This window comes from Kitasatospora sp. NPDC004799 (assembly GCF_040609095.1).
GTDB lineage: Bacteria > Actinomycetota > Actinomycetes > Streptomycetales > Streptomycetaceae > Kitasatospora.
Window position 1 is genome coordinate 1 of sequence record NZ_JBEXJK010000259.1, and the last position, 11,717, is coordinate 11,717.

Annotated in this window: 10 protein-coding genes; 3 read left to right on the forward strand and 7 right to left on the reverse strand. The window is 74.7% G+C overall.

The annotated features are described in order from the left end of the window. Positions 1 to 40: 40 nt before the first annotated feature. Positions 41 to 1,114, reverse strand: coding sequence for an aminotransferase class I/II-fold pyridoxal phosphate-dependent enzyme (locus tag ABZW03_RS27410; RefSeq protein WP_355263623.1), 1,074 nt, complete (start codon positions 1,112 to 1,114; stop codon positions 41 to 43). A gap of 196 nt (positions 1,115 to 1,310) precedes the next feature. On the opposite strand from ABZW03_RS27410, the gene ABZW03_RS27415 reads away from it, so the two are divergent. Further along, positions 1,311 to 2,516, forward strand: a complete 1,206-nt coding sequence (locus ABZW03_RS27415; RefSeq protein ID WP_355263625.1) for a transferase — start codon at positions 1,311 to 1,313, stop codon at positions 2,514 to 2,516. 29 nt (positions 2,517 to 2,545) lie between these two features. Further along, positions 2,546 to 3,196, forward strand: coding sequence for a DUF4328 domain-containing protein (locus tag ABZW03_RS27420; RefSeq protein ID WP_355263628.1), 651 nt, complete (start codon positions 2,546 to 2,548; stop codon positions 3,194 to 3,196). 100 nt (positions 3,197 to 3,296) lie between these two features. On the opposite strand, the gene ABZW03_RS27425 is transcribed toward ABZW03_RS27420, so the two are convergent. From ABZW03_RS27425 to ABZW03_RS27450, 6 genes are all read right to left on the reverse strand, one after another. Continuing rightward, positions 3,297 to 4,430: an FAD-dependent monooxygenase gene (locus tag ABZW03_RS27425; protein WP_355263631.1), complete on the reverse strand. Its 1,134-nt coding sequence runs from the start codon at positions 4,428 to 4,430 to the stop codon at positions 3,297 to 3,299. A 57-nt stretch (positions 4,431 to 4,487) separates the two neighbouring features. Further along, positions 4,488 to 5,099, reverse strand: coding sequence for an ATP/GTP-binding protein (locus ABZW03_RS27430; protein ID WP_355263634.1), 612 nt, complete (start codon positions 5,097 to 5,099; stop codon positions 4,488 to 4,490). A 2-nt stretch (positions 5,100 to 5,101) separates the two neighbouring features. Continuing rightward, positions 5,102 to 5,467: a DUF742 domain-containing protein gene (locus ABZW03_RS27435; RefSeq protein WP_355263642.1), complete on the reverse strand. Its 366-nt coding sequence runs from the start codon at positions 5,465 to 5,467 to the stop codon at positions 5,102 to 5,104. Positions 5,468 to 5,646: 179 nt separating this feature from the next. After that, positions 5,647 to 6,111 carry a roadblock/LC7 domain-containing protein gene (locus tag ABZW03_RS27440; RefSeq protein ID WP_355263637.1) on the reverse strand — a complete coding sequence of 155 codons (465 nt, stop codon included), beginning with the start codon at positions 6,109 to 6,111 and terminating at the stop codon, positions 5,647 to 5,649. After that, positions 6,108 to 8,999 carry a nitrate- and nitrite sensing domain-containing protein gene (locus ABZW03_RS27445; protein ID WP_355263645.1) on the reverse strand — a complete coding sequence of 964 codons (2,892 nt, stop codon included), beginning with the start codon at positions 8,997 to 8,999 and terminating at the stop codon, positions 6,108 to 6,110. Before ABZW03_RS27445 ends, ABZW03_RS27440 begins: the two co-directional genes overlap by 4 nt. A 367-nt stretch (positions 9,000 to 9,366) precedes the next feature. Beyond that, positions 9,367 to 10,050 (reverse strand): FCD domain-containing protein, encoded by a 684-nt coding sequence (locus tag ABZW03_RS27450; RefSeq protein WP_355263640.1) that lies wholly within the window; start codon positions 10,048 to 10,050, stop codon positions 9,367 to 9,369. Between the two features lie 329 nt (positions 10,051 to 10,379). On the opposite strand from ABZW03_RS27450, the gene ABZW03_RS27455 reads away from it, so the two are divergent. Further along, positions 10,380 to 11,717: 2-isopropylmalate synthase (locus ABZW03_RS27455; protein WP_355263648.1), on the forward strand; the 1,338-nt coding region annotated here is incomplete at its 3' end.

The following is an 11,717-nucleotide window of genomic DNA, read 5'->3' on the forward strand; positions in this document are numbered from 1 at the left end:
GCCCGCATCTCCCGGGCGGTGTGGGACCGGCGGGACGAGATCACCCCGCGAGCGCCGTCAGCCCGTCCAGCGCCGGCTCGTTCAGCAGGTTGACCCGTACGAACCCCTCGTGCCCGGTGAGTTCGAAGTACCGCTGGTCGAGCGCGAGCAGCCGGTCGGCCGGGGCGGCGACCCGGGCGAACAGGAAGTAGCCGGTGTCCACCGGCAGGGAGTCCAGCAGCGCGCCGCCGCTCAGGAGTCGCCGGTGGTTGGCCCGGACGTGCTCGACCAGCCGCCGGTTGCCCTCCCCGTCCAGCATCAGGTCGGCGGCCCGGTGGGCGAACAGGCGGTCGGCCACCGTGACGTCCCCGTGCAGGTTGATGTGCAGGTCGGCGAGCGGCTCGCGCAGCCGCTCGGGGACCAGCAGGTGGGCGCAGCGGTAGCCGTGGATGGACAGGTACTTGGTGGGGCAGACCAGCCGCACCGTGAGGTCGGCCGGCAGTGACGCGCTCTCCTCGCGCCGGCCGCCGTCCCAGCGCAGGTACTGGAAGGTGCCGTCCACGAACACCAGGGAGCCGGTGGCCCGTTGCCACTCGCCGATCCGCTTGACCACCTCGGCGGGGACGGGCTGCCCGGCGTACCAGAGCGGGTCGGTGAGCAGTAGGACCGTCCGCTCGTCGGGCAACTCCGGTGCGAAGCCGGGCTGCTGGGCGTGCAGCTCACTCACCCGGACCGGCTCGATGCCGAACTGCCGGAAGAAGTAGGCGAACTTGTAGTAGAGGGGCGGCAGGTAGTGGACGCGCCGCACGCCGCTCAGGTGCAGCCAGGTGCAGAAGGTGCCGAGCAGGCTGCTGGAGCCGCCCGCCGGGATCACCCGGTCGGGCCCGCACTCCACCCCGTCGTACGCGCCGTGCAGCCGGGCGATCCTGGCCCGCAGCGCACGGTCCTCGTCGATCGCCGAGTACCGGGTGACGTCGCCGAGCAGGTACGGCGGGGTGTCGGCGAGCGGGCCCAGGTAGTCGGCGACGTACGGGTGCCCGCCGTTGTAGTCGGAGACGAACAGCCGGCCGCCCGGGTGCCGCCGTTCGCGCTCCACGGCCTCGTGCAGGTCGAGCATGCGGAACAGGGACGGCACCGTACCTCCCGGGGCCTCGGCTGATCGGGACGGCCGCCAGCCTGTACCGCGATCCCGTGCGGCACAAGACCGCCCCGTTCGGGTGTTCGCCTCCAAACCGTGACCGACCGGATGTGCATGACGATCGGTCAACTGCGGTATCGAAGGTGAAAGGTCCTGCTCAAACGGCCGAGGAAGGCTCGGGGGGTGGGCTGACGTGTCGTCCCGTCTACGGATGTTCGCCCGGTGGATCACGGTGACCGAGGTCACCACGGCCTACGTGGCGCTGCACCTGCTGGTCAACGTGGGCACGGGCCGGTGGGTGGGCGCGAGCCGGGCGGGGGCCCTGCTGTTCGGGGCGGTCGCCCTGGTGCTGCTCGGGCCCGCCCTGTGGCTGCGGCGCCGCCGCCGGGCCGGGGTCGGCGAACTCGTCGGGCTCGTCAACCGGTACGAGGCGCGGCAGCCGCGGTGGCGCGGAGCCGTCCGGGCGGCGAACACCGCCGGCTACCTGCTGTTCGGGGTCGGGACGCTGGCCGTCGCGGCCTCGGAGCGGGGCGGGACCATGACCCTGGAGGCCTCGTTCGCGGTGCTGGTCGGCGGCGCCGCGGCCGCGGGGGCCGGGCTCCTGGTGCTGCGCCATACCCGCCCGCACGCGGCGCGCGGGGCGGCCCAGACCCTGCTGCGGGACGGCCGCGACCCGGTGCTCTACCTGCGCAGCTTCGACGACGACGAGACCGCCGCCCGGGTGGACGACGGGGCGGACATCAACCTCCACAGCCGGGAGGAGCAGCTGGCCGCCGCCCTGGGCGTGGTCGGCCCCGTGATCGCGGTGGGCCGGCCGGGGGAGCCGCTGCCACGGCTGGGCGCCGCCCGGTTCTACCTGCCGCTCGACGACTGGCAGGGCACCGTGGGCCGGCTGATGGACCTGTCCCAGCTCATCGTCCTGCGGCTCGGGCAGGGGGAGGGGCTGCGCTGGGAGATCGAGCGGGCGCGGGCCACCCAGCCGCCGGACAAGCTGATCCTGCTGGTCCCCGGGGGCCGGTCCGAGCTGGCCGCCCGGCTGAACGAGGGCCTGCCCACGCCGCTGCTGCCGAGGGAGGTGACGACGGGGGAGTACTGGATCGGCGCCGTCGTCGTCTTCGACGGGCACTGGACGCCCCGGGCCCTGCCGGTGCAGCAGCGCAAGGGGCTGTGGGCCTGGCTGGCGCGGACCGGCATCTCGACCGTGGAGACGCCCACGGTGCACGTGGCCCACACCCTCCGCACCGCGCTGGCGGCCACCGGGCGGCGCCGGCGGACGATGGCCTACCGGGCCCAGATGGCCAGCCAGAAGGCGGACCTGCTGGGCGTCTGGCTGGCCCTGCTGCTGGTCCTGCCGGGCTGGCTCGGCTACCGGGTGCTGCAGTGGGCCGGTCTCTGGTGAAGCGGGAACACGACCGAAACGGGGGAGAGATGGACGGTAAGCAGCAGCACAGGCCGGTGACCGGGTGGGGGGTCGCCGCGTCGCTCCTGATCGCCGGAATGGTGGCGGTCGACCTGCTGGTCACGGTGGCCGACTGGCGTGCCTACCTGGTCGTCGAGGACTACGTCGCCGGCCGGGCGACGGACGCGGAGCTGGTGGCGGCCTCCGACTTCTGGGACTCCGTCCGGGGGCCGCAGTGGCTGCTGCTGCTCGTCCCGGTCTACGGGGTGTTCGCGGTGTGGATGTGGCGGGCACGGGTCAACGCCGAGCGGCTGGGCGGCCCGGGCAGCCAGCGTCGCGCGCGGGCCTGGGCGATCGGGGGCTGGATCACCCCGGTGGCGAACCTGTGGGTCCCGTACCAGGTGGTCTCGGACGTCTGGAAGGCCAGTTCGCCCCGGCGGTCGGCTCCCCGGGGGCTGCTCGCCGTCTGGTGGGGAGCGCTGCTGGTCGGGGGCTACGTGGAGAACGGGTACGTGAACATGGTCAAGGACGAGATCCGCTCGGTCGACGACCTGCGCCGGCTCGTGCTCCTCTCGACCACCGGCGCGGCGCTGACCGTGGTCGCCGGTGCGATCATCCTCCACGCCGTCCACCGGATCAGCGGTTGGCAGACCCAGCGGAGCACCGAAGCGCCCCGCTGAGCCCGCCGCCGGCCGGAGCCGGGCCGACGTGCGGCCCGGCGTCGGACGCAAGCGCGTCCCGCGTCGGACGGAAGCGCGGCCGCCGTCCGAACGGGAGCCGTCAGTACGGCCGCACGAGGACGTGCGCCGCGCCCGGGACGCCGACCTTCAGCAGCTCGTCCTCCTCCGGCGTGGTCGGCGTGCCCGTCTCCTGCTTGAGGATCGCCCGGGACAGCGCCTGCACCCACATCGCGCGCGGGCGGCGGCGCTCCTCCCAGGCAGTGAGGGCGGCCGGGACGTCGTCGGCCGCGTCCAGGCTCTCGGCGAGCACGAGGGCGTCCTCGACGGCCATCGCGGCGCCCTGGGCGAGGTGCGGGGTGGAGGCGTGGGCGGCGTCGCCGGCCAGGACGATCCGGCCGACGTGCCAGGGCTCCTCGACGGTGACCTGGGAGATCCGCGAGTAGACCACCGCGGCCGGGTCGGTGACCTGCGCCAGTGCCTCGGCGATCGGGCCGCCGAAGCCGGCCAGCCGCTCGCGCAGCTGCTCGTGGGCGCGCTCCGGGTCCGGACGGAAGTCCTCGGCCTCGGCGAAGACCGAGCCGAGGTACATCCGGTCCGCGCTGATCGGGGTGAGCAGCGCCTTGGCCCGGAGATTGCCGGAGGACATCACCACGCCCTGCACCTCGGGCGAACGCGGCAGCGTGACACGCCAGTTGGCGAAGCCGGTGTACTCCGGGAGGTACCGGTCGCCGTACAGCCGGCGGCGCAGCGGCGAGCCGATGCCGTCGAAGCCGACGACCAGGTCGTAGCGGCCGGTGTGCCCGTCGGTGAGGGCGACCTCGACGCCGTCGGCGTCCTCGTCCAGGGTGTCGACGGTGGTGCCGAAGCGGATCGCGGCGCCCGCCCGGGCGGCGGCGTCGGCGAGGACGCGGGCCAGCGCGGGGCGCGGGATGCCGTTGTTGGCGGGGGCGTCGCCCATCCGGGGCTGCGGGATCCGCGCGAGGGTGGCGCCGGCCGGGTCGCAGATGGTCAGCACCTCCCACGCGAAGCCGGCCGACAGGCAGTCCTCCAGGACGCCGATCTCGCGCATCACGTGCAGGGCGTTGGAGGGCTGGATGATGCCGACGCCGAGGGCCTCCGGCCGCTCGCGCAGCTCGGCGACGTCGACCCGGTGGCCGCGCTGGGCGAGGGCGGTGGCGACGGTGAGGCCGCCGATGCCGCCGCCGTGGACGAGGACGCGCAGGGCTCTGGTCATGAGGGGTGCTCCGAAGGGAAGTTCACAGGGGGAGGACGGGGATGGGCCGGCGGCGGATCAGCCGGCGGGGGCCGCGGCGAGGTCCATCAGGTGGTCGACCAGGGCGAGCAGCAGGTCCCGTCCGAAGGCGCGCTCGCGCACGTCGCCGAGCAGCATCGGCACCTGCGCGTCGAGGTCGAGCGCGGCCCGGATCTCCTCGGGGGTGCGGGTGTTGGTGTTGTGGAAGCAGTTGATCGCGACCACGAACGGGATGCCCCGGCTCTCGAAGAAGTCGATGGAGGCGAAGCTGGTCTCCAGCCGGCGGGTGTCGGCGATGACGATCCCGCCGAGGGCGCCGTTGACCAGGTCGTTCCACATGAACCAGAAGCGTTCCTGGCCGGGCGTGCCGAACAGGTAGACGACCAGCTCAGGGCTGACGGTGATCCGGCCGAAGTCGAGCGCGACGGTGGTGGTGGTCTTCTGGTCGACGCCGGACAGGTCGTCGACGCCGACGCTGGCCCGGGTCAGGTACTCCTCGGTGCGCAGCGGGGTGACCTCGCTGACCGAGCCGACCAGGGTGGTCTTGCCGACGCCGAAGCCGCCCGCGATCAGGATCTTGACGGCGGCCGGGGCGGCTGCCGGGGAGGCGGGGGCGGCGGGGCCGCCGGTGGCGGAGTGGGGCGTTGCCATGTTCAGAGTCTCCGGAGTCCTTCGCGTACGGCCGTGAGCAGGCCGAGGTCCACGCCCCCGGCGGCCCGGGCCACCGAGAGCGGTGCCCGGGCCTTCAGCAGGCCCTGGGCGACCAGGTCGCCCAGCAGGATCTTGGTGACCGAGACCGGGAGGTCCAGGCCCGCCGACACCTCGGCGACGGCGATCGGGCACCGGCAGCGTTCGAGGATCAGCCGGTGCTCGGGCTGGAGGCCGCGGGCACCGGCGCGGCTGCCCCGCGCCAGGGCCGCGTCGGCCTCCTCCTCGACCGTGGTGAGCACGGTGATGAGGGTGAGGTCGTCGCGCTCGGGCGCGGTCCGGCCGCGGGTGATCGTGTACGGGCGCACCATGCTGCCCGTCCCCTCCTCCGCGTCCTCCTCCAGCTCGCTCCAGTGCGGTACCGCGCCGCGCCGCAGGCCGTCGGCCCGGCCGTCGTCGGGGCCGGGGTGCGCGACGGGCCGGGGGTCGGCCTGCCGGCCGTCGCCGGGGCCGTCCCCCCAGGCGTCGTTCCCGTACGGTTCCACCCGGGTCAGCCCCGGTTCCGGGCGGCGAAGGCGTCGAACGACGCCGGGGCGGCGGGGGCACCGGGGGCGCCGTCGGCGCGGACCGGGGTGGTGAGCTTCTGGCCGACCTGCTGCACCAGGGTGTGCATCGCGACGGACATCACCTCGGCGTCCACCTCCTGGGAGGCGACCACGGCCAGGTGGGTGCCCTGGGCGGCGGCGATGACGAACAGCCAGCACTCGGCGAGCTCGACGATCACCTGGTGCACCGGGCCGCCGTCGAACAGCGCGCCGACCCCGCGGGCCAGGCTCTGCTGGCCGGTGGCGACGGCGGCCAGCCGCTCGGCGTCGGCCCGCTCGATGGTGCGGGAGTGGCTGACCACGAGGCCGTCGTCGGAGAGCAGGACGGCGTTCCTGGTCCCGGGCACCGAGTCGACGAGTCCGTCCAGCAGCCAGTCCAGGTCCTGGTGGGTGGCGATCGTGCGGTTCATGACTGGTCATCCGTTCGTGTGGTTCGGGAGTCCGCGGCCGGCAGGGCCCAGGGGGTCGGGGCGGGCGCGGGAGCCGGCGGGCCGGCGGGGGAGGGGGAGGGGGCCGGCGGGGTAACGGGCAGCAGGTGCTCGCCGCTGTCCTGGGCCCGGGCGGCCCGGGACTGGCGCTGGAAGGCGCCGATCGCCGCACCCGAGCGCCGCACCGGGCGCTCGGTGCGCTGGAACGGGCCCGCGGGCGCGGCGTTCTCGGCGGGCCGCTCGACCCACTGCGGCGGGGCCGGCGGGGGCACCCGCAGCTCGGCCGCCAGGCTGGCCTGCCGGACGCGCTGCGGCAGCGGGGGCTGGCCGCCCTCGGCCGGGCTGTACGGCACCGACGTCGGGTACTCGCGGTGCTGCCGCCGCTCGGCCAGCCGGTAGTGGTCGGCCGGGCGGTACTGCTCGTCGGCGTACGGGGCCTCGGCCTCGGTGACCCGGGCGTAGGCGATGTCCGGGTAGGCCGGGGCGTCCTGGGCGGGGGCCGGGTCGGCCGGGGAGCTGTGCTCGATCGGCTGCTCCAGCTGGACGGACCGGGCCGGCGGGAGGGCCGGCTCGGCGCCGTACGGCTCGTACGGCTGTTCCTGCGGGTACGCCTGCACAGGCCGGTACGACGGCTCCGACAGCTCCGACAGCTCCGACAGCTCCGACGGGAACGGCGCGGCCGGGAAGGCCTCCTGGCCGTCCGCGAGCACCGGCACCGGCACCGGCACCGGTGCCGCCTGCGGGGCCAGGTCGCCCTGCGCGAAGGAGTCCACCGGCGCGACCGGCGGCCCGGCCGGCACCGGCGCGGGCGTCTCGTCGGAGGCCGAGCGCACGGCCCGGCGCGAGCGGCGCACCAGCGGGATCGGCTCGGTGGCCGTGCCGCCGGCACCGTCCGGCAGCCCGGTGTCGCCCTCGATGACCAGCTCGTCCGGGACGAGCACGACCACCCGGGTGCCGCCGAAGGCGGACGGGCGGAACTCGATCCGCAGCCCGTGCAGGGAGGCCAGCCGGGACACCACGTGGAAGCCGAGGCGGATGTCGTCGGCCCGGGCGAGCACGTCGGTGCGCGGCGGGCGGCTCATCAGCTCGTTGGCGGCGTCGTACTGCTCCGGGTCCATGCCGAGGCCCCGGTCCTCGATCTCGATCGCGAGCCCGCGGCCGACCATGGCGGCCCGGACCTCCACCGGCGTGGGCGGCTTGGAGAAGGTGGTGGCGTTCTCCATCAGCTCGGCGAGCACGTGCGCCACCGGGCCGACGGCCCGCTCCGAGAGCCACGGGTGGCCCTCGATGTCGATCGCGATCCGGCGGTAGTCCTGCACCTCGCCCTGCGCGGCGCGCAGCACGTCCAGCAGCGGGACGGGCTTGCGCCAGCGCCGCTGCGGCTGGCCGCCGGCCATGATGACGAGGTTCTCCTCGTAGCGGCGCAGGCGGGCGGTGAGGTGGTCGAGGTCGAAGAGGCCCTCCAGGACCTCCGGGTCGTCGTGCCGGCGCTCCAGCTCGTCCAGCTTGCGCAGCTGGCGGCCGATCAGCAGCTGGGTGCGGCGGGCGATGCGCTGGAGCAGCCGCTCGAAGCCGCGGTGCTGCTCGGCCTGGCCGACGGCGGCCTCCAGGGCGGCGGAGCGGGCCAGGTCCAGCGCCTGGCCGAGGCGGGCCAGCTCGTCGGTGCCGTCGCCGTGCGCGCCGGCCGTGATGGCGCGGCTCTCGGCCTCGACGTCCACCTGCTCGCCGCGGCCGAGGCGGTCGACCACCTCGGGCAGGGTGCGCCGCATCTCCTCGGCCTGGGTGTGCAGGTCCTTGATGCGGCGGCGCAGCGAGCGGCTCAGGCGCCAGGAGGCGATGACCACCGCGACGACCGTGATCAGGCCGATGACGGTGGTCAGCACCACGCGGGTCAGCAGGTCCAGGATGGTGCCCTTGCCGACCTCGACGATGCCGCTGGTGCGGGTCTCGATCGCCTTGACCAGCGAGGGGTTGAGCTGGTCGAGGGCCTGGCGCCACTGGTCCTGGGCGGCCGGGAGCCGGACGGTGCCGTTGGCCTCGGCGGCGGTGGGCCTGGTGAGCTGCTGCTCGACGGCGGCCTTGGCCTGCCAGGCCGGGCTGTTCATCAGGTCGCGCCAGGCCGCGGCCTCGCCCTCCGGGATGTACGGGAGGACCTGCACGGTGAGCAGGTGGTCCTGGGCGCCGATGGCCTGCTGGACCGCCAGGTGGTCGGCGGTGCTCAGCCGGCCGGCGGGCCAGCCACGGGCGAGCAGGGCGTCCTCCCGGGCCAGCATCTCCTTGGCCCAGAAGGCGTTGACCAGGGTCTTGGAGATCCAGGTCACCTCGCCGGTGTCCACGTGGCTGAGCGCGGTGAACAGCCGCAGGTCCACCGCGATCAGGTCGGTGTAGTAGGCGTAGACCGTCTGCTGGTCCACGGAGCCGCGGTCCACGTTGGCCCGCTGCTCGGCCAGCTTGCCCATCGCCTGCCGGGCCTCGGCGACGGCGGTGCGCACCTCCTCGGGCGCGCTGTCCGCGGTCTCGCCGGACAGGGTCTGGAACTGGCGCACCGCGTCGTCGGTCGACTGGCGCTGGCGGCGGAGCTGGTCGGCGTTGGAGCCGGGCCGGGCGAGCGCCTCGGCGCTGAGCCGGCGCTCCTCCTGGAGGTTGTAGTAGACGATGTTGGACGGCTGTCCGGCCTTCTGGGCGAGCAGGCCCTGGGCGGCCTGCCGCTGGAAGTCGAAGACGGTCTGGCCGCTGGTGACCGCCCAGAGGACGGCGAGGGCGATGCTGGGGACGACGGCCAGGACGAGCAGCGCCGTCCGCAGGGACAGGCGTGGACGCCTGCGGGGGCCCTTCGGCGTCGGGGGCCGCCGATTCGCACGCGCGCGCAGAGCTGACTCCTTGGGGCTGGCGGCCGGCCGGTGAGGGGCGGGCCGTCCGGGGCGCGGATTTTTGACGGATCGATACTAGTCATACCGTGTGATTAGAGTGAAAGCCCGTTCGCCGCCTGAGCCGTCCTTGCACACACGGTCGACACAATGTCACCCGCTCGTTGGCCGTACGTATGCGGAGCAGGCGGTTCCGGACTCGCCCGACACAGTGTCAACGAGCCGCGAGGCCGCTGGATGGCCGGGGTGTGAAAACTGTGTGACGCCCCGCCGGGACCCCCTCGGAGCCCTCCCGGAGCCCGTTCGGGGCCCTTCTCGGGCCCTTCTCGGGCCCTTCTCGGGACCTCCTCGGAGGCTCGCTGGGCCGGTGTCAGGGTGCCAGCAGGCGGGCGCGGGTGGCCTCCAGCTCCGCCGCCAGCACCTGCCCGGCCGCCTCCGGATCGCCGTCGCGCAGGGCCCGGACGAGGTCCGCGTGGGCATCGTAGCCGTGGTTCGGGTCCTCCGCGCGCAGGCCGAACAGGCCGACCAGGGCCACCAGTTGCTCGCGGAGAACCGGGGCGAACTGGGCGAAGAGGTCATCCAGGACGGGGTTGTGCGCGGCCGCCACCACGGCGGTGTGCAGGGCGATGTCGGCGTCCACGAAGGCGGCGTCGTCCGCCCCGCCCGCCGCCCGGCGGGCCGTCAGCGCGGCGTCGAGCGCGGCGAGGTCCGCCTCGGTGCGGCGGGCCGCCGCGAGCCGCGCCGCCTGCACCTCGACCACCGTCCGCACCTCGTAGACGTGCGCCAGCTCGGCGCGGCGCAGCCGGGCGGCCCAGTCCCCGGCGGGCCGGTCGGCGGTGACGAACACCCCGGAGCCCTGGCGGCTCTGCACCATGCCGGCCGCCGCGAGGGTGCGCAGCGCCTCCCGGACGGTCGAGCGGCCGACGCCCAGCTCCTGCGCCAGTGCCACCTCGCCCGGCAGCTTCCCGCCCACCGGCCACTGGCCGGCCCGGATCTGCTCCTCCAGCCGCGCGGCGGCCTGTTCGGCGAGGGGGGAGGGGCGGAGCGCGGCCATCGAATTCACCTGTCAGGTTGTCTGAGGACTTCTGTCGTGGTTAGTCTACCCGGCATGCAGCTGTGGACGCTCCCCGCGGGGGGCCTTCTCCTTGGTGGCCGCAGCGGGGCGTGACCGGACCGGCACCCCGCTGCGGGGCGCCGACCTGCCGGTCTCCGGTACCTGCCTCGAGGAATCCCGTCATGCGATCGTCCGTACCGTCCCCCGCGCCGGCCCCTGAACCCGCCCTGGCCCCTGAACCCGCCCCGGCCCGGTTCGCCACCCTGCACGCCCCCGCCGGGCCCGTCCCGGCCGCCGCCCCCGCCTGGAACCCGCAGCGCGGCGGGGCCATGCCCTCCCACCGCTACCGCCCCGCCCACGAGCGGGTGCACGTGCCCGCCCTGCTGCGCCGCTGGCCCGGCCGGCGGATCGAGCGGGCGCCGCTGTGGGTGCCCGTCGACCTGCGCGACGGCAACCAGGCGCTGGCCGAGCCGATGGACCCGGCGCGCAAGCAGCGGATGTTCGACCTGTTCCTGGCCATGGGCTTCAAGGAGATCGAGGTCGGCTACCCCTCCGCCAGCCGGACCGACTTCGACTTCGTCCGCCAACTGGCCACCACCCCCGGGGCGGTGCCCGAGGACGTCACCGTCGTGGTCTTCACGGCCGCCCGGGCGGACCTGGTCGAGCGCACCTTCGAGGCCGTCGCGGGGCTGCCCCGGGTGGTCGTCCACCTCTACACCGCGACCGCGCCGCAGTGGCGGGAGGTGGTCCTCGGCAAGGAGCGCGCGGAGCTGCGGGCGCTGATCACCCGGGCCGCGACGCTGATGGCCCGGCTGGGGGAGGGCCGGGACGGCCTGCGGTTCCAGTTCTCGCCCGAGGTGTTCAACCTGACCGAGCCGGACTACGTCCTGGAGGTGTGCAACGGCCTGACCGCGCTCTGGGACGCGAGCCCGGACCGGCCGGTCGTCCACAACCTGCCGGCCACCGTCGAGATCGCCACCCCCAACGTGTACGCCGACCAGATCGAGTACATGGACCGCCACCTGGACCGGCGCGAGGCGGTGATCCTCTCCGTCCACCCGCACAACGACCGCGGCACCGGCGTCGCCTGCGCGGAACTGGCCGTGCTGGCCGGCGCCCAGCGGGTCGAGGGCTGCCTGTTCGGCAACGGCGAGCGGACCGGCAACGTCGACCTGGTGACCCTGGCGCTCAACCTGCACACCCAGGGCGTCGACCCGATGCTGGACCTCTCCGACATCGACGTGATCCGGCGCACCGTCGAGCACTGCAACCGGCTGCCCGTCCACGAACGGCACCCGTACGCGGGCGACCTGGTGCACACCGCCTTCTCCGGCACCCACCAGGACGCCATCCGCAAGGGCTTCGCCCGGCACGCCGAGACCGCCGCCCGGCTGGGCGTCCCCGAGCGGGAGGCGCCCTGGTCCGTGCCGTACCTGCCGATCGACCCGGCCGACCTGGGGCGGGACTACGAGGCGGTGATCCGGGTCAACAGCCAGTCGGGCAAGGGCGGGATCGCCCACCTGCTGCAGACCGGGCAGGGGCTGGAGCTGCCCCGGCGGCTGCAGATCGAGTTCGCGCGGGTGGTGCAGGAGGCCACCGACGACAGCGGCCGGGAGATGACGGCCGAGGAGCTGTACGGGCTGTTCCGGGCCGAGTACCTGGACGCG

Bases quoted from the DNA above. Each gene is read 5' to 3' on its own strand.
- ABZW03_RS27450 (WP_355263640.1), bottom strand. From the start codon at position 10,050: ATGGCCGCGCTCCGCCCCTCCCCCCTCGCCGAACAGGCCGCCGCGCGG.
- ABZW03_RS27425 (WP_355263631.1), bottom strand. From the start codon at position 4,430: ATGACCAGAGCCCTGCGCGTCCTCGTCCACGGCGGCGGCATCGGCGGC.
- ABZW03_RS27440 (WP_355263637.1), bottom strand. From the start codon at position 6,111: ATGAACCGCACGATCGCCACCCACCAGGACCTGGACTGGCTGCTGGAC.
- ABZW03_RS27435 (WP_355263642.1), bottom strand. From the start codon at position 5,467: ATGGTGCGCCCGTACACGATCACCCGCGGCCGGACCGCGCCCGAGCGC.
- ABZW03_RS27420 (WP_355263628.1), top strand. From the start codon at position 2,546: ATGGACGGTAAGCAGCAGCACAGGCCGGTGACCGGGTGGGGGGTCGCC.
- ABZW03_RS27430 (WP_355263634.1), bottom strand. From the start codon at position 5,099: ATGGCAACGCCCCACTCCGCCACCGGCGGCCCCGCCGCCCCCGCCTCC.